Below are 21,524 nucleotides of genomic sequence, written 5' to 3' on the forward strand. Positions count from 1 at the left end.
ACAAGAGTGCCCCTCAGGCCGTTCTCGTACCGCGAATTTCTGTTGCGCGGCCCGACACACCCCGCTCACCATGCGTTCATGGACGGCACGGGGGAGCGGATGTGAGCGCCAGGCTGCGCGGACAGGCACGGGAGACCGAGCGCATCGTCGCGGCCGGGGCGTACGACACGCCGGGCGGGCGGATCACGATCGCGGACGCGGTGGCGGCGGCCCGTGCCGGGACGCGGATGTTCGGCCCGGAGCCGGTGGAGGCGGCGCCCCGCGCGCCCGTGCCCACCGTCGTCGAGGTCACGGGGGAGAGCAGCCAGGAGGCCGCCCGCAGGCTCACGGCCGCGGACGACACACCCGTTGCGGTGCTCAACTTCTCGTCGGCCCGCAACCCCGGCGGCGGCTATCTGAACGGCGCCCAGGCCCAGGAGGAGGCGCTGTGCCGCGCCTCCGCGCTCTACACCTGTCTGCTCCAGGCGCCGCAGTTCTACGCCCACCACCGCGCGGACCGCGACCCGTTCTACACCGACCGCGTGATCCACTCGCCCGGCGTCCCGGTCTTCCGCGACGACCGGGGGACGCTCCTCGACCGCGCGTACACCGTCGGCTTCCTCACCTCGGCCGCGCCGAACGCCGGAGTGATCCGCCGCAGGACACCCGGGCGGACGGCCGGGATCGAGCGGGCGCTGGCCGCCCGCGCCGAGCGGGTCCTGGAGACGGCGGCGGCGTGCGGCTACCGCCGTCTGGTGCTCGGCGCGTGGGGCTGCGGAGTGTTCATGAACGACCCGGCGCAGGTGGCGGGCGCCTTCCGGGCCCTGCTCGGCGACGGCGGGCGGTTCGCCGGGCAGTTCGCGCACGTCGTGTTCGGGGTGCTCGACCGCACGAAGGGCGCGGTGACCCGTGGCGCGTTCGAGGAGGCGTTCGGACACCACTTCAGCGTCGGCCGGGACGGGCCCGAGCGCCACTCGTAGACCCCGGACCCCCTGCCCCTCAGGGTCCCGGGCGCCCGGGACGGCCCGTCACCGCCAGCCGTAGCGCTCCCTCAGGCGCAGCACGACGAGGTCGAACCGCATGCGGTCCAGCGCGCAGGCCTCCCGCCGCATCCCGCGCTCGTGCACCCGCAGCACGCGGTCGATGTCCACCCAGGAGTCCCGGCCCGCCCGGTCCCACGGACCGCTGCCGATCGGCACCCACTCACGGTCGCCGTCGTGCCGCTTGCTGGACAGCTGCACGGCGAGCAGCGTCCCGGCGGCCTCGCGGGCGACGACCAGCACGGGCCGGTCCTTGCCGCGCCCGTCGTTCTCCTCGTAGGGCACCCACGTCCAGACGATCTCGCCGGGATCGGGGTCGCCGTCACGGTCGGGCGCGTACTCGGTGCGGACCCGGCCCACCTCGCGGGGCGCGGCCTCGGTGGTCGCGGTGGCGCCCGAACGGCCGGGCGTGTCGGACGTGTGGGGGTCTTCGATGAAGGCAGTCACGGAGATCACCGTAGGACCTGTCCGGCCCAATCCGCTGAGCGGGACCGCCCGATGACCCGCAGGCTCGGGCCATGCTGCTACGACGCCTGCGCAACGCCCGGACCCTCGCCGTCCTCGCCGTCGCCGGCGCGGTGCTCGCACCGCTGCCCGCGGCCTCCGACCCCGCGGGTCCCGCCCCGCGGCCCGTGTCCGCGCCCGGTGCGGCCGCGCCGCCCCGCACCGTCTCCGCCTGGCTGCCGTACTGGGACCAGGAGAACGCGTACAAGATCGCCCTGCGGCACGCCGACCAGCTGCACACCGTCAGCCCCTTCTGGTACCGGATGAAGTCGGCCGGGCGTGTCGACCTGCACGGCGGCGCGGGCTCACGGCGGATCGTCGACGGACTGCACCGGGCGGGGATCAAGGTCGTGCCCACCGTCATGGAGACCCTGCCGCGCGGGGCGCTCGCCGCCGTCGTCACCGACCCGGGACGCCGCGCCACGCACGTCGAGACCCTGCTGAAGGTCGTGCGCAGCCGTGCCTACGACGGCATCGACCTCGACTACGAGTCGATCGCGCCGACCGGCGACGCCGCGTACGAGAAGGTCAGGGACGGCTATGCCACGCTGGTCACCGACCTCTGCCGCCGCCTCCACGCCCTGCGCAAGCAGTGCGTCGTCACCGTCTCGCCGAAGACCGCGGGCACCGGCCGCGTCTGGGACTACCGGCGCCTCGGCGCGGCGGCCGACCGGCTGCGCGTCATGGCGTACAACCTGCACTGGGCCGAGGGCTCGCCCGGCCCCCTGTCCACCCCCGCCTGGTACGACGAGATCCTGCGCCGCGCCACCGCCGAAGTGCCGCGCGACAAGCTGGAGATGGGGCTGCCCGCCTACGGCTGGGACTGGGCCGTCGGCAAGCGCGACCGGGCCCGGCACGTGACCTCCCTGGAGGCGGAGGCGCTGCGCCGCAAGGTCGGCGCGCCCTACCGCATCGACCCCACGTCCCGCACCCCGCACTTCACGTACGAGGACGGCGGCACCCGGCGCACGGTCTGGTACCAGGACGCCCGCGGCACCGCCGCGCACCTGCCCGTGCTGCGGCGCTACGGGGTGCGCCACACCGTGCTGTGGGCGCTCGGCTTCGAGGACCCGAACCTGTGGCGGGAACTGGCCCGTTCCTGACCCCGGCGGCGGCCCGGCTAAGCGGCCGCCGCGTCCGGCACCGGCGCCGGCCACTGCTCGTGCCACCGCCGGTCCGCCTCCAACTGCGCGGCCAGCGAGATCAGCAGCGGCTCGCTGCCGGCCGGGCCGAGCAACTGGGCGCCGACCGGCAGCCCGCCCGGGGTGCGGCCCGCGGGCACGTTGACGCCCGGCCAGCCCAGGACGTTCCACGGCCACGCGTAGGGGCAGGCGGCGATCATCGCCTGGTCGGTGCGCCAGCCGTTCATCGCGGCGAGGGTCCCGACGCGCGGCGGGGGAGCGGCCGTCGTCGGGGCGAGCACCACGTCGTACGTCGAGAACACGGCCCCCACCCTGCGGTGCAGCGCGGCCTCCGAGCGGCGGGCGAGGCGCAGCGGCGCGCCGCCCAGCAGCCGCCCCATGCGGGCCGCTTCACGCGTGCGCCGGTCCAGGAGCGAGACGTCCGGCACCTGCCGGGTCCACTCCGCGACGCCCGCCGTGGCGCGGGGCACGAACGCGAGGCCGACCTGGCCGTAGCGCGGGTCGGCCTCCGTCACGTCGTGCCCCAGTCCGGCGAGCCGGTCCGCGAGCGTCGTCACCCGGTCGCGCACCACCGGGTGCAGATGCTTGGACGTGGCGGTGAACGGCATCCGCAGCGAGAGGGCGATCCGCAGCCGTCCCGGCTCGCGGGTCGCGGCCTCGGCGGCCCGCACCGCCACCGGCCGGTGCAGGTCGCCCGCGTGGTTGCCGCTCGCCGCGTCGAGGAGCAGCGCGGCGTCCTCGACCGTCCTGGCCAGCGGCCCGTTCACGGTGATGCCCTGGAAGGCCTCGGGCCAGGGCCACGTCGATATCCGCCCGCGCTGCGGCTTGATCCCCACCAGGTGCGTCCAGGCGGCCGGGATCCGCACCGAGCCCGCGCCGTCGGAGCCCAGCGCCGCCGGGACGAGCCCGGCGGCGACCGCGGCCGCCGAACCGCCCGAGGAGCCGCCGGGAGTGTGGCCGGTGTGCCAGGGATTGCGGGTGTCGCCGAAGCCGGGTCCCTCGGTGAACGGCCACTGCCCCAGCTCGCACGTATTGGTCTTGCCGACGATCACGGCCCCGGCCGCCCGCAGCCGCCGCACCGCCTCCGAGTCCGCCGTCTTCGGCGGGAAATCACCCCGGCACCCGAACGCCGTCGGCTCACCCGCCACATCCATGTCGTCCTTGACGGCCAGCGGCACCCCGAGCAGCGGCCGCGCGGCGGCACCGCCCGCCGCGAGCTCCCGGTCGGCGGCGTCCGCCTCGGCGAGCGCGGCCTCGGCCCGCACCAGCTTGAAGGCGTTGAGCACGGGCTGCGACGCCTCGATCCTGGCCAGCGTCCGCTCGGTCAGCGCACGCGAGGACACCTCGCCCGCGGCCAGCGCGCGGGCGGTGCGCGCCAGGCCTTCGGCACGGTCGGCAGTCATGTGGGGACACCTTCGCTCGACGACGGGTGCCCGAGGTTAACCGGCGAGTAGGTCAACGCGGAACGCGCGCAGGGAAGTTCACGCCGGGCCGGTCACGGGCCCGCCCGGGGCGATCCGGGACGTTCCCGCGCGATCCGGAACCGGGGCGCGCGCCCCGCGCCGCCCGGGTGCGCCGCACCGCCCGCCCGCGGACACCCCGCGCACGTCTGCAAGGATGCCCATGTCATGGTGCAGATACCGAAGCAGCAGCCCCCGCAGCGCTCCGTGCCGACGAGCGCCGACGTCGCCCGCCTGGCGGGGGTCTCGCGCGCGACCGTCTCGTACGTCCTGAACAACACCAGCGCCGTCCGCATCAGCGAACCCACCCGCCGCCGCGTGCACGAGGCCGCCAGGGAGCTGGGTTACGTCCCGCACGCCGCCGCCCGCAGCCTGCGCGCCGGACACAGCCGGATGGTGCTCATGCCCACCTCGGAGATCCCGATGGGCCCGCTCTTCAGCCGCTTCTTCAACGAGCTGCAGTGGGCGCTCAGCCGCCTCGACTACACCGTCGTGCAGTACGCCAGCCTCGGCCTGACCGGTGAGGACGCCGCACGCGCCTGGGCCGAGCTGCGCCCGGTGGCCGTCCTGGCCCCCGACGCGTCCGCGCTCAATCCGCGCGGGGTCACCGTCCTCAAGCGCTCCGGCGCCCGCGCCGTCTTCACGCTCGGCCCGCACCGGGTCGAGGGCGCGCACGCCCTGCTGATGGACGGCCGCAGGGTCGGCGAGGCCGCCGCGCTGCACCTGCTGGCCCGCGGCCGGCGCCGCATCGGCGTGGTCGTCCCGGAGGAGCCGGGCCTGGAGCACTTCTCGCAGCCCCGCCTCGAAGGCATCCGCCAGGCCGTGGAGAGCGCACGCACCACGGACGCCTCGGTCACCGAGCTGCCGCTCGCCTACGACGAGGAGTCCGCGGCCCGGGTCGCCGCCCGCTGCCGCGCCCTCGGGACCGAGGCCGTGTTCGCCTACAACGACGAATACGCGATGCTCCTGATGCGCGCCCTCCAGGACGAGGGCATCCGCGTCCCCGACGAGATCGCCGTGATCGGCACCGACGACCTGATGCTCGGCCGCCTGCTCAGGCCCCGCCTGAGCACCGTCCGCATCGAGCTGCCGTCCGGCCGCGGCCTGGCCGAGCTCGTCGACCGCGTGGTGCGCGACCCCGGCGCGGAACCCGAGGTGCACGACGTGCTCGGCGCGGACGTCGTGCACCGCGAGTCCAGCTGACCCGGACGGCCTCCGGGAGCCGCCGCGGGCCTACTCGCCCTGCTGCTGCTTGGCCTGCTCCTCGGCGACCTGCCGGCGCACCTCGTCCATGTCCAGCTTCCTGGCCTGCCCGATGACGTCGGTCAGCGCCGCCTCGGGCAGCGCGCCGGGCTGGGCGAACACGGCCACCTGGTCGCGGACGATCATCAGCGTCGGGATGGACTGGATGTTGAAGGCCTGGGCCAGCTCCGGCTGGGCCTCCGTGTCGACCTTGGCGAAGACCAGGTCGGGGTTCTCCTCGGCCGCCTTCTCGTAGACGGGGGCGAACTGCTTGCAGGGCCCGCACCACGACGCCCAGAAGTCGATCAGGACGAACCCGTTGTCCGTGACCGTCTGGTCGAAGTTCTCCTTGGTGAGCTCCACGGTGGCGCTGCTCATGGTGTGTCCTACTTCCTGTGTATGGCGTGGCCGCTGTGCACAACGGCCGATCGTGCGGTCCTATTCCGCCTGGTAGCGCGCGCGAACGGGCCGCGCGCACATCGGCGTGTCCCGCGCGCGTACCCATGTGGCCACGGCGCACACCTGCCGACAGACTGTCCTCATGACGGATATGACGGATGCCAGTACGTACGACGTAGTAGTCATCGGAGCGGGCCCCGTGGGGGAGAACGTGGCGGACCGGGCGCGGGCCGCCGGGCTGAGCGCCGCGATCGTGGAGAGCGAGCTGGTCGGGGGCGAGTGCTCCTACTGGGCGTGCATGCCCAGCAAGGCCCTGCTGCGCCCCGTCATCGCCCGCGCCGACGCCCGCCGCGTCCCCGGACTGCGGCAGGCCGTGCAGGGCCCGCTGGACGCCTCCGCGGTCCTCGCGCACCGTGACGACTACACCTCGCACTGGAAGGACGACGGCCAGGTCGGCTGGCTGGAGGGCGTCGCCGTCGACCTGTACCGCGGCCACGGGCGGATCGCGGGCACCCGTGAGGTGACGGTCACCGGCACGGACGGCACGGCGCGCACCCTGCGGGCCCGGCACGCGGTCGCCGTCTGCACCGGCACCCGCGCCGCCCTGCCCGACCTGCCGGGACTCGCCGACGTCAAGCCGTGGACCAGCCGCGAGGCCACCAGCGCCGACCGGGTGCCCGGCCGCCTCCTGGTGGTCGGCGGCGGCGTCGTCGCCGTGGAGATGGCGACCGCCTGGCAGGCGCTGGGGTCGGAGGTGACCGTGCTGGTGCGGGGCGGCGGCCTGCTGGACCGCATGGAGCCGTTCGCGGGCGAGCTGGTGCGCGAGGCACTCACCGAGGCGGGTGCCGAGGTCCGCTCCGGGGTGTCGGTCACCGCGGTCCGGCGGGAGGACGGCACCGTCACGGCCACCCTGGACGACGGCTCGACCCTCCGGGCCGACGAGATCCTCTTCGCCACGGGCCGTGCCCCGCGCACGGACGACATCGGCCTGGAGACCGTCGGCCTGGAGCCGGGCTCGTGGCTGCCCGTCGACGAGAGCCTGCGGGTGGCGGGCAGCGACTGGCTGTACGCGGTCGGCGACGTGAACCACCGCGCGCTCCTGACCCACCAGGGCAAGTACCAGGCCCGCATCGCGGGCGCGGCCATCGCCGCCCGCGCCCAGGGCGTCCCGCTCCTGGAGAGCGACCGCTGGGGCGCCCACGCGGCCACCGCCGACCACGCCGCCGTCCCGCAGGTCGTCTTCACCGACCCGGAGGCGGCCTCCGCGGGCCTGACCCTCGCGGAGGCGGAGGCCGCGGGCCACCGCGTCCGCGCCGTCGACTACGACATGTCCGGTGTCGCGGGCGCGGGCCTGTACGCCGACGGCTACCGCGGCCGCGCCCGCATGGTCGTCGACCTGGACCGCGAGGTCCTCCTCGGCGTCACGTTCGTCGGCCCGGGCGTCGGCGAACTCATCCACTCGGCGACGATGGCAGTGGCGGGCGAGATCCCCCTGGACCGCCTGTGGCACGCGGTCCCCGCCTATCCGACGATCAGCGAGGTGTGGCTGCGGCTCCTGGAGACGTACCGCGGCTGACGGGGGACGTGTCCCGGCCCCCGGCCCCAGGCGCGGCCGCCGGAAGCGGCGGCTCCCGCGCGCACCCCGGGGCGGATCCTGCGTTCCGCCGCGGCGACCCGCCCCCCGTACGCTGGCGCCGTGACCCTGCACCAGGCGGTCGACGTGAAGGTCGACGCGATGATCGAGGACCTGCGGACACTCGTCGAGGTCGAGTCGCCGTCCCGCGACGCGGCGGCGCTGAAGCGGTCGGCCGAGACCGTCGCCGGGGTCGTCGAGGAACGGCTCGGCGGGCACGCCGCGCTCGTCGCGAGCCCGGCCGGGCCGCACGTCCACTGGTCGGGCGGGGGCGAGCCGCGGGTCCTGATCCTCGGTCACCACGACACGGTGTTCCCGCTCGGCACCCTCGGCCGCCGACCGTTCCGCGTCGCCGACGGCCGCGCCACCGGCCCGGGCGTCTTCGACATGCTGGGCGGCCTGGTCCAGGCCGTGCACGGCCTCGCGGCACTCGACGACCTCTCGGGCGTGGAGATCCTGGTGACCGCGGACGAGGAAGTCGGCTCGCACGCCTCCCGCGCCCTCATCGAGGAACGGGCGCTCGCCTGCGGCACGGTCCTGGTGTTCGAGGGTGCGGCGGACGGCGGCGGCCTGAAGACCGGCCGCAAGGGCTGCGGCACGTTCGAGGTCACCGTCACCGGCCGCGCCGCGCACGCCGGCCTCGAACCCGAGGCCGGCGTCAACGCGTTGGTCGAGGCGGCCCACCAGGTCCTTGCCATCGCGGCGCTGGGCCGCCCGGCGCTCGGCACCACCGTCACCCCGACCGTCGCCTCCGCGGGCACGCTCGACAACGTCGTCCCCGCCGAGGCGACGATCGTCGTCGACGTCCGCGTCGAGTCGGCGGCGGAGCAGGACCGCGTGGAGGCGGCCTTCGCGTCCCTCGCCCCGCACCTCGACGGCGCGCGGCTCACGGTCACCGGGTCCGTCGGCCGCCCGCCGATGCCGGAGTCCGCGGCGGCCGGCCTCTTCGCGCTCGCCGAGCGGCTGCTCCCCGGCGTCGAGGCCAGGGCGGTCGGCGGCGGCAGCGACGGCAACTTCACGGCCGCCCTCGGCGTCCCCACCCTCGACGGCCTCGGCGCGGTCGGCGGCGGCGCCCACGCCGACCACGAGTACCTGGTCGTCGACGCCATGACGGAGCGGGCGAAGCTGGTCACCGGCCTCGTCCGCGCGGTGCGCGACGCGGAGCGCCCCGTGGACGGGGACGCGGCGACGCGATGATCCGCCGTGCCGGATAGCGTGGGCGGCATGGGAGCGCAACGGCCCGGAACCGAGCACGAACCGACGGACCCCGACGTCGACCTGACCGTCCCGGCGCAGCGCCGCGAGCTGTCCGAAGGGCAGGGGCAGGTGCTCGCCGCGGTGTCCGTCGGCGGCGGCATCGGCGCGGTGGCCCGCTACGCGGCGGCCGAGCTCTGGCCCACCGCCACCGGCTCGTTCCCCTGGACGACGCTCGCCGTGAACGCCGTGGGGTGCGCCGCGATCGGCGTGCTCATGGTGCTGGTCGGCGAGGCCCGCACCGCGCACCGCCTGGTCCGGCCCTTCCTCGGCACGGGGGTCCTCGGCGGCTTCACCACGTTCTCGACGTACGCCGTGGACATCGAACGCCTGGTGCGGGACGGCCACGCGCGCACGGGCCTCGCCTACCTGGCCCTGACGCTGCTCACGGCGCTGCTGGCGGTGTGGGCGGCGGCACGGACGACGCGCCGCGCGGTCGCGGGGAGGCGCGCGTGAACTGGCTTCTCGTCATCGTCGGCGGCATGGCGGGCGCCCCGCTGCGCTACCTCACCGACCGGATCGTCCAGGCGCGGCACGACAGCGGGTTCCCCTGGGGCACCTTCACCGTCAACGTCGTCGGCTGTCTGATCCTCGGACTCCTCACCGGCGCGGTCGCGGCGGGCGCCGTGTCCTCCGACGTCCAGCTGCTCCTCGGCACGGGACTGTGCGGCGCGCTGACGACGTACTCGACGTTCTCGTACGAGACCCTGCGCCTCGCGGAGGGCGGCGCGCGGTTCTACGCGGTGGCCAACGCGCTGGGGAGCGTCGTCGCGGGCCTCGGCGCGGCCTTGGGGGGAGTGGCCGTCGCCGAGGCCCTGTGGCCCTGACGCGGGCGCCGCGCGCGTGCCTCACGCCTCCGTGAAGTCGCCGCTCAGCGCGGCGGCCATGCGCAGGTGGGGCGCCGCGTCGTCCGCCCGGCCCTGCCGCTCCAGCGTGCGGCCGAGCATGAGCCGGGCGTAGCCCTCGACCGGGTCGAGCTCGATGACGCGGCGCAGCTCGGTCTCGGCGCGCAGCAACTGGGCGGAGTGGTAGTAGGAGCGGGCGAGCAGCAGACGCGGGGCGACCTGCTCGGGCACCTCGTCGGCCAGACCGTCGAGGATGCGCGCCGCCGTCGTGTACTCCTTGGCGTCGAAGAACTGCCGCGCGCGCTCCCAGCGCTCCGCCGCGGTCCCGTGGTCGTAATAGGTCATGTCCACTGTCTGCCTCCTTCACGGCCTCCAACGGGGCCGGATGGTTGAATATTCCACCAGATGGGGCCCGGGTGGACGCGGCGGACCGGGTCCCGCGCGGGGCGGCGCGTCGACCCTGCTGGCGGGTACCCGACTGCCGTCCGGGGCCGTGCGGGGCTAGGTTGTCCGGCATGAGCAATCTTGATCGCGAGGCGGTGCCGTCCCTGTGCGGCGGCCGCGGCTTCGTCGTGGCGGAACCGGTACGGGAACTCCTCAGCCCCAAGCGGGTCAAGCTCGGCGAGTCCACCGAGGTCCGCCGCCTGCTGCCCAACCTGGGGCGCCGGATGGTGGGCGCGTGGTGCTTCGTCGATCACTACGGTCCCGACGACATCGCCGACGAGCCCGGCATGCAGGTGCCCCCGCACCCGCACATGGGCCTGCAGACCGTCAGCTGGCTGCACGAGGGCGAGGTGCTGCACCGCGACTCGACCGGCAGCCTGCAGACCGTACGGCCCCGCGAGCTGGGCCTCATGACGTCGGGCCGGGCCATCTCGCACTCCGAGGAGAGCCCCGCATCGCACGCCCGGTTCCTGCACGGCGCCCAGCTCTGGGTGGCACTGCCCGACGCCGACCGGCACACGGACCCGCACTTCGAGCACCACGCGGACCTGCCCCAGGTCACTGCGGCGGGCCTGACGGCGACGGTCCTCCTGGGCGCTCTGGACGGCGCGGTCTCGCCGGGCACGACGTTCACGCCCCTGGTCGGTGCGGACCTGGCGCTGACCCGTGGCGCGGACGTCCGCCTGCCGCTGGACCCGGACTTCGAGTACGCGGTCCTGGCCATGTCCGGCGAGGCGCACGTCGACGGCGTCCCGGTGCTGCCCGGCTCGATGCTCTACCTGGGCTGCGGCCGCACGGAACTCCCGCTGCGCGCCGAGTCGGACGCGGGCCTGATGCTCCTGGGCGGCGAGCCGTTCGAGGAGGAACTCGTCATGTGGTGGAACTTCGTGGGCCGCTCGAACGAGGAGATCGCGCAGGCCCGTTCGGACTGGATGGACACCTCGCGCTTCGGTGAGGTGAGGGGCTACGACGGCGACCGCCTCCCGGCCCCCGCCCTGCCGCCGGTCCCGCTCAAGCCGCGGGGCCGGGTGCGCTGACCCCCTCGCCGCCGTCCGCGGCCGGTCGAAGTCGGCCGTACTGGCTTGTTCTCGCGGGCCCTTGGAGGAGATGCTTGATCTTGCAGCCGCCACCCGGCCCTCGGCTCGTCCCGGGGGCGGCAGGGCTGCACCATCCATGGCTCGGCAAGAGGGGGACGTATGACGGTTTCTGAGGGCGTGTCAGCGACGGACGTCGCGACCGCGGACACCAAGACGGGTGCGGCTGCGGCTGCCGCGTCGAGGGAACTGGGCGGGCTGCTGCTCCGCTCCGTGGACCTGGACCAGGCGGGCTTGGGTCATTTCGCCGAGCTGGCCGCTCCTTCGTCGGACGAGGACCCGCCGCCGATGACCGGTCCGACCCCGGAGACGACGGCCCTGCTGAACCGGACGTTCACCGACAAGCCTCCGAGGGAGGTCAGGACCTCGTTCGCGACCGCCGACTCCTCGGTCGTCGTGGACGAGGGGATCTCGGAACGGGCCGCGGGAGCCGCCACGGCCTGGATGGCCGACATGCGCCAGGTGTACGCGCGGTGCGCGGCCTGGACGGTCCGCGTCGGCGATCAGGAGTTCCCTGTGCGGGTGGTGAACCCTGCCGACGACCCGAGCGGGCCGCTCGACGTCGAGCGGCGGTTCGGCGACGAGGCCCTGATGCGGACGATGCTCGCCGGTCCGGCCGGGCAGCAGGCTCGGATCGCCACGCTGCTGGTGCGCGACGGTGACAGGGTCCTTGAGCTGACGTTCCGCAGCCTCGTGCCGGAGCCCGGCAGTCCCGAAGAGTCCCGTCTGCACGCCGCGATGGCGGCGTTCCTCGACCTCGCCCCCGCGAAGTTCACCAGCAGTTGATCGCGAGCCGGCGGCGGCTCGGAGCTCAGCCGCACTTGGCGCGCAGTTGGGCAATCGCGTTCTCGAAGTCGGCGAGCGACTCGAAGGAGCGGTAGACCGAGGCGAACCGCATGTAGGCCACCGGGTCCAGCTCGCTGAGCGGTTCCAGCACCGCCAGTCCCACTTCGTGGGTGGACAGTTGAGCGCTCCCGGTGGCCCGCACGTTCTCCTCCACCTGCTGGCCGAGCCGGTCGAGCATGTCTTCCGTGATGGGGCGGCCCTGACACGCCTTGCGGACACTGCTGACGATCTTGGTGCGGCTGAACGGCTCGGTCACGCCGCTGCGTTTGACCACGAGGAGGGAGTACGTCTCCACGGTGGTGAAGCGGCGCTGGCAGTGGGTGCACTGCCGCCGGCGGCGGATGGAGGTCCCGTCGTCAGTCGACCGACTGTCGATGACGCGACTGTCGGGGAGCCTGCAGAAGGGGCAGCACACCGTTTGTGTCCTTTCCGACTTTCCTCGGATGGTTCAGGGTGCCTTCCGGCGTCCGGGCGACTCTGAGTAAGTCTGATCATAACGGATCTGACCAGGGTTTTTGCGTCAGATCCGGCGTCACGCGGCCGCTTTGACGCCGCGTTCGCCCAGGGCGGCCGACGCGCGGTGGCCTCGCGTGTATCGCGGGCGTATCAGGAAGCGCATACGTCACCGCAACGGTCCCGCGCCTTGAGTGGGAGCACGAAGCACCGTGTGATCGCGAAGGGAAGCAAGACGTGGGACACAGCAAGCAAGACGTGGGGCACGGCAGGCGATGGGCCCGGCGTTCGCTGTTACGGGGGGCCGCCGGCGTGGCCGGTGCCGTGGCGACGGCACCGTTGACCGGCGGGGAGGCCGCGGCGTCGGCCGCGGGCGGTGACGCGGACGCGCTGTTCAGGGCGGGGGAGTTCGACCAGGCCGCGCGGGCGTACGAGGCGATCCTGCGGGGCGACCCCGAGAACGTGCATGCGGCCCGGCGGCGCGGCCAAGTCGCCCTGCTCTCCCACGACTTCCGTGACGCCGAGAAGTATCTGCGGACCGCCGTCCGGCTCGCGCCCGCAGACAAGGACGCCCACTACCTCCTCGGCGACTGCTACCTGCGCCAGGACAAGTTCGCCCTGTCCGTACCGCACTGGCGAGCGGCCGGCGAAGAGGGCTACGCGCAGTGGTTCGCGGCGGTGCGCGGCGAGGCGTATCAGGTCCACGGCGATCTCGCGCGGCTGGACTTCCTGCGGACCGACCCGACGCCGCTCGTCGAGGCCTCCGTCAACGGCGGTCCGGCGAAGCGCTTCACGTTCTACACGGGCGCGACGAACCTGAGCCTGACCGCGAAGCTGGCCGCCGAGGCCGGTCTGCGTCCCGTCGCCCGTCAGAAGATCGAATTCGAGGGCGGCTTCGTCTGGGCGAACTACGGGGTGCTGGACTCCGTCGAGCTGGGCGGCATCGAACTGCGCAACGTACCCGTGGGCTGGTCGACGACGGAGTCGGGCGCGGATGCCGACGGGGGCGGTGGTGACGACGGGGACGGCATGATCGGCACGTGGGTCTTCACCCACCTGCTGACGACGTTCGACTACGCGGGGAGGCAACTGGTCCTGCGCCGCCGCACGCCCGGTGCGGCCAGGAAGGTGCGCGCCGACGCGGCGCGAGCGGGCGCGGACCGCCTGCCGCTGTGGCTGGCCGACCAGTATCTGCACACCAGGGGGCGCGTCGCCGGAGCCGCCGGATCCAGCACGGGTGTGGTGGGCGTGAACTTCGGCGGGAGCGGCGGCGAGAGCGCCGCGGTCGTCTTCGGGGACTCGGCCGAGCGGCTGGGGATCCGCAGCGACCACGACCGCCCGATCGGGACCTTCGCCCACAGCCACCCGGCCGTCACCTACCCCTGCTACCCGAAGGAGATCAGCCTCGGCGGCGCGGTCGCCCGGCACATCTACTGCGAGACGCACCCGCAGGCCGCGCTCGCCCCCTACGGCTTCGACGTCCGCGCCTCCTTCTTCCATGCCTTCCACAAGCCGTACAGCGTCACCGTCGACTTCACGGACATGAACCTCTACATCGCCCGCGGCAAGGCGACCTGATCACCGACTTCGCCCGGTGCACACCCGCTCACCTGCCCGGTCGGGAGGAAGCGAGGCGCGCGTCCGGGTGCACGTCGGGGCAGGGTCCCGTGCCCATTCGCTTCCGCAAGGCTGCCTGGGAGTCTCTGGAGGCGTGCGGAGTCACCGCGTGAGACTGGTGCGGTCGGTTCGCCGACCCCTGGGCGTGACCAGCTCAGTGGTGAAAGACGAGCCAGGAGACAACTATGAAGTCGTGGCGTACGCGTATCGGGGTCGGTCTCGCCGTCGGGGCGGCGGCGGTCGCCATTCCGCTGACCAGCACCAGTGCCGTCGCCGCCGGCCCGCCGCCCGGTGACGGCTGGCAGCCGGTCGGCGGCGAGTCGTTCGACTCCTGGCAGGCCTGCTACGACCAGATGCAGAGCGACCTGGCCCAGAACCCTCAGTACCACGAGGCCACCTGCGTCAGCGACCCCCAGCCCGGCCTCCCGAACTTCTACTCGGAGTGGATGCGCTGAGCGAGGGCGTTCCTGGCCGGATCTCGTACGGAACCCCTTCGTCAGGGGCCTCATCACGTACGGGATCCGGCCGCGGGCCGTGAGGCGGTCCCCCCCCCGATTCCCGCGATTCCCACCCGGCACAGCCCCCGTTCCCACGGTTCTCCCACCCTCCATCGGCAGGGTGGGTCCTTCGTGTTCGTCCCGTCGGTGCGTCGGCCCGACGGAACGTCCGAAGAGGCTCGGCTCAGGAGGAGAACCGTTGACTTTCGCAGGTGTGCGCAGGAAGGCCATGCCCTGGCTGGCCGCGGTCGTGCTCGCGGGAAGTGTGACCGCGTGCGACAGCGGGGGCGGCGGTGGGGCGGGCGCGGCGGAGGAGCGGGACGGTGCGCCGGAGGCCCACGGGGCCCCGGCGGCGCGCCCCAACATCGTGTGGGTGCTGACGGACGATCTCTCGTCGGACCTGGTGGACCACATGCCGAACGTGCGGGCCCTGCGGAAGGAGGGCATGTCCTTCGAGAACTACACGGTCACGGACTCCCTCTGCTGCCCCTCGCGTTCGTCCCTCTTCACCGGCAAGTACCCGCACAACACCGGCGTGTTCACGAACTCGCCGCCGGACGGCGGCTTCGACGTCTTCCACCGGAAGGGCAACGAGGACAAGACCTTCGCCACCGCCCTGCAGCGGCAGGGCTATCGCACCGCGATGATGGGCAAGTACCTCAACGGCTACGAGCCGGACATGACGGTGGGCGGCGAGAAGAACTACGTTCCGCCGGGGTGGGACGAGTGGGCCGTCGCCGGGAACGGCTACAAGGAGTACGACTACACGCTCAACGAGAACGGCAGAACCGTCGACTACGGCCACGACGCCAAGGACTATCTGACCGATGTCGTCGGCGCGAAGGGGCAGGACTTCGTCGAGGAGGCGGTGGCGGACAAGAAGCCCTTCCTGCTCGACATCTCCACCTTCGCCCCGCACGGGCCCGCCACTCCGGCACCGCAGGACCGGGGCACGTACCGGGATCTGGACCTCCCGAAGTCACCCGCGTTCGACGAAACGCCCACGGACGCGCCGGGTTGGCTGCGGGACAAGAAGCCCCTCACGCGGCAGCAGGTCCAGGAGATCACCCGGACCCACCGCAAGCGGGTACGCGCCGTGCAGGCGGTCGACCGCATGGTCGGCGACCTGCGGAAGGTGCTCGAGGCCGAGGGGGTCGCGGACGACACCGTGTTCGCCTTCGCCTCCGACAACGGCTTCCACCTGGGCCAGTACCGTCTGACACCGGGCAAGCAGACCGCCTTCGACACGGACGTGAACGTCCCCCTGGTGGTCACCGGACCGGGCGTCGAGCACGGCACGACCGGGGCGATCGCGTCCAACATCGACCTGTGCCCCACCTTCACCGAGCTCGGCGGCGGCACACCGGACCCCGGCGCCGACGGGCGCAGCCTGCTGCCCCTGCTGAAGGGCGGGACGCCGCAGGACTGGCCGACGGGCGCGCTGATCGAGCACCACGGGCCCAACTCGGCGCCGGACGACCCGGACAAGCCCCGCAAGGGCAGCGGCAACCCGCCCACCTACGACGCCCTGCGCACCGACCGCTACACCTACGTCGAGTACCGGGACGGCGCCCACGAGTTCTACGACCGGGGCAAGGACCCCGACATGCTGCACAACACCTACGCGGGGCTCGACCCGGCCGTACGCGAGCAACTCGCCGCCGCCGTCGCGGAGATGCGGGACTGCGAGGGGGCGAAGGAGTGCTCCGCCGCCGCCCGGGCCCCTGACGCCGGACTGTCCTGAGGGCCGGTGCGACCCGGCAGGTCAGGCCACCGAGGGGATCCGGAGGGTGACCCGGGTCCCCTCGCCGGGCGCGGCGGCGACCGTCACCCCGCCGCCGTGCGCGTCGGCCACCGCCGCGACGATCGCCAGCCCCAGACCGCTGCCGTCACCGCGGTGCCCGGGGGCGCCGCGGTAGAAGCGGTCGAAGACGTGCGGCAGAGAGGTCTCCGGGATCCCCGGGCCCTCGTCGTCGACCTCCAGTTCGGCGGTGGGCCCGCCCGGTGCTGGCGGAGGCGGCGCGGTCGTCCGTACCGTCACCCGCGCGGCCGTCCCCGGCGGCGTGTGCTCGCGCACGTTGGCCAGGAGGTTGTCGACCACGCGGCGCAGGTGCTCGGCGTCCCCGCGCACCCGCGCACCCGTCTCCGCCCGGACGGTCAGGGGTCGTTCCGGCGCCACGACCCGTGCGGCGGAGGCCGCCTCGCGCGCGACCGAGGCGAGGTCGACGACGTCGTGGTCCCGGCCGGGCACGCCGTCCAGCCGGGCGAGCAGCAGCAGGTCGTCGACGAGGCGCTGCATGCGTACGGCCTCGGTGGTGATGCCCCGCATCACGCGGTCCCGCTGCTCGGGGCGGACGACGGCACCCTGATGGTGCAGGTCCGCATACCCCAGCACCGCCGTCAGGGGGGTCCGCAGCTCGTGCGAGGCGTCCGCGACGAACCGGCGCAGCCGGTCCTGCGTGCCCCGCTCCGCGGCCAGCATCGTGTTCAGCGCGAGCCCGAGGCGCCCGACCTCCGTGTCCTCGTCCGCCGGTTCGACATGCCCCGCCCGGTCCCCGGAGGCGATGCGGTCCGCGTCCCGGGCCATGGACTCCAGCGGCGTCAGACCGCGGCGCAGCACCCACAGGCCCGCGCCCGTGAGGAGGGCCAGCACGCCGCCGGTCGCCACCGCCTCCACCCACAGCACCTGCCGCAGCGTTCCCCGGACCTGGTCCAGGGGCACGGCCGCGATCAGGGTGCCGCGTCCGGGAATCCGCTGGGTGAGGAGCCGGTAGTCGGGCCCCGCGGGCGACGCGGGCCCCACGGTGACCGGTTCGCCGCCGTGGGCACGGGAGAGCGGGTCCGGGAGGCGCGGCGCCGCGTCGTCCGGGTCGCGCAGTCCCGGCGCCAGCTCCCGTACGGTGCCGTCGGGCCGGCGCAGTTGGAGGTAGAACTCCGAGGCGCCGAAGAGCCGGACGTCGTTGCCGAGCGTGCCGCCCGGCGCGGAGTGCGCCAACTGCTGCGCGACGCGCTGGCGTACGGCGCGCAGCGTGACGTCGGTGCGGTGGGTCAGGTCCCTGCTCAGCGCGCCGTACACGACGGCGTCGAGGCAGATCAGGGCCGTGGCGGTGAGGGTGAGCAGGGCCAGCAGGAGCCGGCCGCGCAGCGAACGGGGCCGCGCCCGGTGGTGGCGGGCCGGCGCGGGCTTCATGCGCTTCCCCGGTCGCGGAGGATGTAGCCGACCCCGCGCCGGGTCTCGATGAGACCGGGGCCGAGGGCGTCGAGCTTCCGGCGCAGATACGAGATGTACGTCTTCAGGACGCCGTGGTCGCCCTCTCCGAACGCCCAGACGTGGGACAGCAGTTGCTCGTGGGTGAGGACGCGGTCCCGGTTCAGGAGCAGGTGGTGGAGCAGCCGGTACTCGGTGGGGGAGAGCTCCACCCGTACGCCCGCCCGGTGCACCTCGTAGGTCTCGGTGTTCATCCGGACGTCCCCGCAGGCGAGCAGCGGGCGGGCCGCGCCGTTCTCGCCGCGGCGCAGCACCGCGCGCACCCGGGCGGCGACCTCCGCCAGCCGGAACGGCTTGGTGATGTAGTCGTCCGCCCCGAGGTCCAGGCCGCCCACGACGTCCTGCCCGCTCTCACGTGCCGTCAGGAAGATCACCGGCACCTGGGAGCCGGCCTGCCGCAGCCGGCGCACCACCTCGAAGCCGTCGATGTCGGGGAGCATCACGTCGAGCAGGACGAGGTGCGGTGCGTGTCGGCGGACCTCGGCGAGCGCGTCGTGGCCCGTCGCCGCCTCGGCCACCTCGTACCCGAGGAACCGCAGGGAGGTGGCCAGGACGTCCAGGATCGCGGCCTCGTCGTCGACGACGAGCAGGCGCGTGCCGGGCGTGACCTCGGGGGCATTCATGCCCGGCATCCTGACATCCCGGCCTGTGACCCGCCCGTGCGGCCGGTGCGGTGACGCGGCGTCAGCCTGTGGGCGCGCCGGTCAGTGCATCGGGTGAGGACTTCATCCCGGCGGGTGAGCGGGCTGGCACCACAGAAACGGTTCGGCAAAGGTGTGGCCCCCAGCCGCCTCACCCGAAGGACCGTGACGTGCCGAGACCCCTTCTGCCCCTGTCGCTCCTGGTCGCCTCCGTCATGACCCTCGGCGGTGTCGCGGCGGGCCCCGCCGCGGCCGAGGGCGCCGTCGCCCGCCCGCCCGCGGGGTGCCCGCGGGTCACGGTGGACGCCGACGCCAACAGCGGGTGGGTCCAGACCTCCCGCGTGCACCTGAGGATTCGGGAGTACCCCACCACCCGCAGCCGCGTCCTGGGCCAGCTTCCGCCGTGCGCCGTGGTCGCCGTCGTCCGGCGCGAATCCGGCCAGCGGGTCGGCGGCACCCGTACCTGGTACCGGCTCGAAGGGCGGCGCGGCTGGATCAGCGGCGCCTACGCGCGTCAGCTGCGCCCGGTCCTCGCGACCTGATCCCCTCGCCGCCCGGACGGCCGGTCGGCGACGGATCCGGACGCGGCGGTCGGCGCGTCGCTGACCCCGAGACGCAGGTGCTCGACGTGGTAGAGGGCCTGGTCGAGGAGTTCGGCGACGTGGTTGTCGTGCAGGGCGTAGACGATCGAGCGGCCGTGGCGCTCGCCGGTGACCAGGCCGAGGTTGCGCAGCAGGCGCAACTGGTGGGAGCAGGCGGAGGCCTCCATGCCCACGGCCTCGGCGAGTTCACCCACCGAACAGGGGCCTTCCTGGAGCCGGGCCAGGATGTAGAGCCGCGAGGGGGTGGCGAGGGCCTGGAGCGTGGCGGCCACGTCGGCGGTGCCGACGGCGTCGAGGCGCTCACGCGTGGTGGCGCTGCTGGCGGTGTCGGTTCCGTGGCCCATGGGGCACATCATACCGACGACACATGAAGACCTGTTCATGTGTTCCTGTATGGTGAGGCCGCTGCCGCCGTCCGCCCGTGAAGGGTTGCCTCGTCATGTCTTCTGTCCTGGATCGCATGTCCTCCGTCCTGGAGCGGCGCCCTGCGCGAGCCGTCCCCGGGCCGCGACCGCTCGTACCCCCGCGGCGCACACGGGTGTTGGCGCTCCCGGAGGCCCGGTGGGCGCTGGCGGCCCTGGTCTGCTTCCTGGCCGCTCTCCCGCTCGTCCTCGGCGACGCCCCGGCGTGGACATGGGCGCCGCTGCTGGCCGCCACGTACGTCACAGGCGGCTGGGAACCGGGATGGGAGGGCCTGAAGGCCCTCAAGGCCCGGACCCTGGACGTGGATCTCCTGATGGTGGTCGCCGCTCTGGGCGCCGCCGCCGTCGGGCAGGTTCTGGACGGCGCGCTGCTGATCGTCATCTTCGCGGCCTCCGGCGCCCTGGAGGCGGTCGCGACCGCCCGTACCGCGGACTCGGTGCGCGGCCTGCTGGATCTCGCCCCCGCCACCGCGACCCGGCTGCTGCCGGACGGCGTGGAGGAGACCGTCGCCGTCGAGGTCCTGGAGGTCGGGGACGTCGTCCTGGTGCGGCCCGGCGAGCGGGTGGGCGCCGACGGTCGTGTCCTGGACGGTACGAGCGACGTCGACCAGGCGACCATCACCGGCGAGCCCCTTCCCGTGGCCAAGCGGGCCGGTGACGAGGTGTTCGCCGGTACCGTCAATGGGACCGGCGCCCTGCGGGTCCGCGTCGGGCGCGACCCGGCGGACTCGGTGATCGCCCGGATCGTGCAGCTGGTCGAGGAGGCCTCCCGGACCAAGGCCCCCACCCAGCTGTTCGTCGAGAGGATCGAGCAGCGGTACTCGATCGGCATGGTCGCCGCGACCCTCGCCGTCTTCGCGGTCCCGCTCGCCCTCGGCTCCGCCCTGCAGCCCGCCCTGCTGCGGGCGATGACCTTCATGATCGTCGCCTCGCCGTGCGCGGTCGTGCTCGCCACGATGCCCCCGCTGCTGTCCGCCATCGCCAACGCGGGACGGCACGGCGTGCTGGCGAAGTCCGCCGTCGTGATGGAGCGGCTGGGACAGGTCGACGCCGTCGCCCTGGACAAGACCGGCACCCTCACCGAAGGCACCCCGCACGTCACCGACCTGCGCACGCTTCCCGGAGCGGGCCTGGGCGGCGACGCGCTGCTGGCGCTGGCCGCGGCGGCGGAGTACCCGAGCGAGCACCCGCTGGCCCGCGCCGTCGTCCGGGCCGCCCGCGAACGGGACCTCGTCCTCGAAGCGGCCGGTGACTTCGCCTCCGCCCCCGGCCTGGGCGTCACGGCCGTCGTCGCCGGTCGCACCGTGCGGGTCGGCTCCCCGGCCGGACTCGCCCACGGCGCCGACCCGGAGGCGGACCGCGCGGTACGGGAACTCGAAGCCGAAGGACGCACCGCGGTCCTCGTGCTGCGCGACGGCACGCCGGTCGGTGTGCTGGGCATCGCCGACCGGCTCCGGCCGGACGCCCGGCGGGCGGTTGCCGCGCTGACCGCGCTGACCGGACGTCCCCCCGTCCTGCTGACCGGCGACAACGAACGCGCCGCCCGCCGGCTGGCCGCCGAGGTCGGCATCACCGACGTCCGCGCCGGACTGCTCCCGCAGGACAAGGTGGCGGCCGTACGGGAGTGGGAGGCCGCCGGGCGACGGGTGCTGGTGGTCGGCGACGGCGTCAACGACGCCCCGGCCCTGGCCGCCGCCCACGCCGGGGTCGCCCTGGGCAGGGCGGGCTCCGACCTCGCCCTGGAGACCGCGGACGCGGTCGTCGTCCGCGACGAACTCGCCGCGATCCCCGGGGTCGTGGCCCTCTCCCGCACGGCGCGCCGACTGGTCGTGCAGAACCTGGTGATCGCCGGGACCTTCCTCGCCGTGCTGGTCGCGTGGGACCTGGTCGCCACGCTGCCGCTGCCGCTCGGCGTCGCCGGACACGAGGGCTCCACCGTCGTCGTCGGCCTCAACGGCCTGCGCCTGCTGCGGGAAGCGGCCTGGCCGACCGCCGCCGGCGACCGAGACGTACCGGGACACTGAGGCGAGAGGTGCCCGTGGTGCGGGCGCCACGCGCACCACGGGCCCTACGAGCGCACTTCGTAGGGCCAGGACCCGGGCGAGCGCCCGTTATGTGCTGCCGCACCTCGGGTCTGCGCCC

General features: G+C 74.1%; 21 protein-coding genes and 1 pseudogene. 14 read left to right on the plus strand and 8 right to left on the minus strand.

The annotated features are described in order from the left end of the window. Positions 1 to 101 precede the first annotated feature (101 nt). Complete coding sequence (locus ACFYXE_RS09350) at positions 102 to 959, plus strand: TIGR02452 family protein (protein ID WP_389310606.1); 858 nt, start codon at positions 102 to 104, stop codon at positions 957 to 959. 48 nt (positions 960 to 1,007) lie between these two features. Here the strand turns inward: ACFYXE_RS09350 and ACFYXE_RS09355 are convergent, their stop codons facing one another. Further along, entirely contained in the window at positions 1,008 to 1,475 is a 468-nt protein-coding gene (locus ACFYXE_RS09355; protein ID WP_389310608.1) for a type II toxin-antitoxin system PemK/MazF family toxin, read from the minus strand. 62 nt (positions 1,476 to 1,537) lie between these two features. On the opposite strand from ACFYXE_RS09355, the gene ACFYXE_RS09360 reads away from it, so the two are divergent. Continuing rightward, on the plus strand, positions 1,538 to 2,626 hold the full coding sequence (locus tag ACFYXE_RS09360; RefSeq protein WP_389310610.1) for a glycosyl hydrolase family 18 protein: 1,089 nt from the start codon (positions 1,538 to 1,540) through the stop codon (positions 2,624 to 2,626). Between the two features lie 17 nt (positions 2,627 to 2,643). Here ACFYXE_RS09360 and ACFYXE_RS09365 read toward each other — a convergent pair whose 3' ends face one another. Continuing rightward, positions 2,644 to 4,068 carry an amidase gene (locus tag ACFYXE_RS09365; RefSeq protein ID WP_389310612.1) on the minus strand — a complete coding sequence of 475 codons (1,425 nt, stop codon included), beginning with the start codon at positions 4,066 to 4,068 and terminating at the stop codon, positions 2,644 to 2,646. A 225-nt stretch (positions 4,069 to 4,293) separates the two neighbouring features. Between ACFYXE_RS09365 and ACFYXE_RS09370 the strand changes: the two genes are divergently transcribed. Continuing rightward, a complete protein-coding gene (locus tag ACFYXE_RS09370; protein ID WP_389310614.1) occupies positions 4,294 to 5,328 on the plus strand; it encodes a LacI family DNA-binding transcriptional regulator in 1,035 nt (344 codons plus the stop codon). A 30-nt stretch (positions 5,329 to 5,358) separates the two neighbouring features. Here ACFYXE_RS09370 and trxA read toward each other — a convergent pair whose 3' ends face one another. Further along, positions 5,359 to 5,745 carry a thioredoxin gene (gene trxA, locus ACFYXE_RS09375; RefSeq protein WP_389310616.1) on the minus strand — a complete coding sequence of 129 codons (387 nt, stop codon included), beginning with the start codon at positions 5,743 to 5,745 and terminating at the stop codon, positions 5,359 to 5,361. Positions 5,746 to 5,908: 163 nt separating this feature from the next. Between trxA and ACFYXE_RS09380 the strand changes: the two genes are divergently transcribed. From ACFYXE_RS09380 to crcB (ACFYXE_RS09395), 4 genes are all read left to right on the plus strand, one after another. Further along, on the plus strand, positions 5,909 to 7,342 hold the full coding sequence (locus tag ACFYXE_RS09380; protein WP_389310618.1) for a dihydrolipoyl dehydrogenase family protein: 1,434 nt from the start codon (positions 5,909 to 5,911) through the stop codon (positions 7,340 to 7,342). Between the two features lie 159 nt (positions 7,343 to 7,501). Next, complete coding sequence (locus ACFYXE_RS09385; RefSeq protein WP_389311399.1) at positions 7,502 to 8,596, plus strand: M20 family metallopeptidase; 1,095 nt, start codon at positions 7,502 to 7,504, stop codon at positions 8,594 to 8,596. A 27-nt stretch (positions 8,597 to 8,623) separates the two neighbouring features. After that, a complete protein-coding gene (gene crcB, locus ACFYXE_RS09390; protein ID WP_389310620.1) occupies positions 8,624 to 9,109 on the plus strand; it encodes a fluoride efflux transporter CrcB in 486 nt (161 codons plus the stop codon). Continuing rightward, on the plus strand, positions 9,106 to 9,480 hold the full coding sequence (gene crcB / locus ACFYXE_RS09395; RefSeq protein ID WP_389310622.1) for a fluoride efflux transporter CrcB: 375 nt from the start codon (positions 9,106 to 9,108) through the stop codon (positions 9,478 to 9,480). Before crcB (ACFYXE_RS09390) ends, crcB (ACFYXE_RS09395) begins: the two co-directional genes overlap by 4 nt. A gap of 21 nt (positions 9,481 to 9,501) precedes the next feature. Here crcB (ACFYXE_RS09395) and ACFYXE_RS09400 read toward each other — a convergent pair whose 3' ends face one another. Next, positions 9,502 to 9,849: a tetratricopeptide repeat protein gene (locus ACFYXE_RS09400; RefSeq protein ID WP_389310624.1), complete on the minus strand. Its 348-nt coding sequence runs from the start codon at positions 9,847 to 9,849 to the stop codon at positions 9,502 to 9,504. Positions 9,850 to 10,013: 164 nt separating this feature from the next. On the opposite strand from ACFYXE_RS09400, the gene ACFYXE_RS09405 reads away from it, so the two are divergent. Both ACFYXE_RS09405 and ACFYXE_RS09410 read left to right on the plus strand, forming a co-directional pair. Next, on the plus strand, positions 10,014 to 10,979 hold the full coding sequence (locus ACFYXE_RS09405; RefSeq protein WP_389310626.1) for a pirin family protein: 966 nt from the start codon (positions 10,014 to 10,016) through the stop codon (positions 10,977 to 10,979). Positions 10,980 to 11,138: 159 nt separating this feature from the next. Further along, a complete protein-coding gene (locus ACFYXE_RS09410) occupies positions 11,139 to 11,822 on the plus strand; it encodes a hypothetical protein (protein ID WP_389310628.1) in 684 nt (227 codons plus the stop codon). A 34-nt stretch (positions 11,823 to 11,856) separates the two neighbouring features. Here the strand turns inward: ACFYXE_RS09410 and nrdR are convergent. Beyond that, a pseudogene (gene nrdR / locus ACFYXE_RS09415) lies at positions 11,857 to 12,297 on the minus strand (transcriptional regulator NrdR); the annotation flags it as partial. A gap of 350 nt (positions 12,298 to 12,647) precedes the next feature. On the opposite strand from nrdR, the gene ACFYXE_RS09420 reads away from it, so the two are divergent. The 3 genes from ACFYXE_RS09420 to ACFYXE_RS09430 all read left to right on the plus strand — a co-directional run bounded on the left by ACFYXE_RS09420 (position 12,648) and on the right by ACFYXE_RS09430 (position 16,193). Further along, positions 12,648 to 13,913, plus strand: coding sequence for a tetratricopeptide repeat protein (locus tag ACFYXE_RS09420; protein ID WP_389310630.1), 1,266 nt, complete (start codon positions 12,648 to 12,650; stop codon positions 13,911 to 13,913). Between the two features lie 224 nt (positions 13,914 to 14,137). Continuing rightward, on the plus strand, positions 14,138 to 14,407 hold the full coding sequence (locus ACFYXE_RS09425; protein ID WP_389310632.1) for a hypothetical protein: 270 nt from the start codon (positions 14,138 to 14,140) through the stop codon (positions 14,405 to 14,407). 241 nt (positions 14,408 to 14,648) lie between these two features. Further along, the gene (locus tag ACFYXE_RS09430; protein ID WP_389310634.1) at positions 14,649 to 16,193 is read left to right on the plus strand and encodes a sulfatase-like hydrolase/transferase; all 1,545 of its coding nucleotides are present in this window, start codon (positions 14,649 to 14,651) and stop codon (positions 16,191 to 16,193) included. 21 nt (positions 16,194 to 16,214) lie between these two features. On the opposite strand, the gene ACFYXE_RS09435 is transcribed toward ACFYXE_RS09430, so the two are convergent. Together ACFYXE_RS09435 and ACFYXE_RS09440 are read right to left on the minus strand one after the other, a co-directional pair. Then, complete coding sequence (locus tag ACFYXE_RS09435; protein ID WP_389310636.1) at positions 16,215 to 17,639, minus strand: sensor histidine kinase; 1,425 nt, start codon at positions 17,637 to 17,639, stop codon at positions 16,215 to 16,217. Further along, positions 17,636 to 18,349, minus strand: a complete 714-nt coding sequence (locus ACFYXE_RS09440) for a response regulator transcription factor (RefSeq protein ID WP_389310638.1) — start codon at positions 18,347 to 18,349, stop codon at positions 17,636 to 17,638. Before ACFYXE_RS09440 ends, ACFYXE_RS09435 begins: the two co-directional genes overlap by 4 nt. A gap of 179 nt (positions 18,350 to 18,528) precedes the next feature. Between ACFYXE_RS09440 and ACFYXE_RS09445 the strand changes: the two genes are divergently transcribed. After that, positions 18,529 to 18,900: an SH3 domain-containing protein gene (locus ACFYXE_RS09445; protein ID WP_389310640.1), complete on the plus strand. Its 372-nt coding sequence runs from the start codon at positions 18,529 to 18,531 to the stop codon at positions 18,898 to 18,900. Here the strand turns inward: ACFYXE_RS09445 and ACFYXE_RS09450 are convergent. After that, positions 18,873 to 19,304 (minus strand): ArsR/SmtB family transcription factor, encoded by a 432-nt coding sequence (locus ACFYXE_RS09450; RefSeq protein WP_389310642.1) that lies wholly within the window; start codon positions 19,302 to 19,304, stop codon positions 18,873 to 18,875. The genes ACFYXE_RS09445 and ACFYXE_RS09450 overlap by 28 nt on opposite strands. A gap of 116 nt (positions 19,305 to 19,420) precedes the next feature. On the opposite strand from ACFYXE_RS09450, the gene ACFYXE_RS09455 reads away from it, so the two are divergent. After that, positions 19,421 to 21,406, plus strand: a complete 1,986-nt coding sequence (locus ACFYXE_RS09455) for a heavy metal translocating P-type ATPase (protein ID WP_389311401.1) — start codon at positions 19,421 to 19,423, stop codon at positions 21,404 to 21,406. The last annotated feature ends 118 nt before the right edge of the window (positions 21,407 to 21,524 follow it).

The organism is Streptomyces sp. NPDC002564 (assembly GCF_042889645.1).
In the GTDB taxonomy this organism is placed as follows: Bacteria; Actinomycetota; Actinomycetes; order Streptomycetales; family Streptomycetaceae; genus Streptomyces.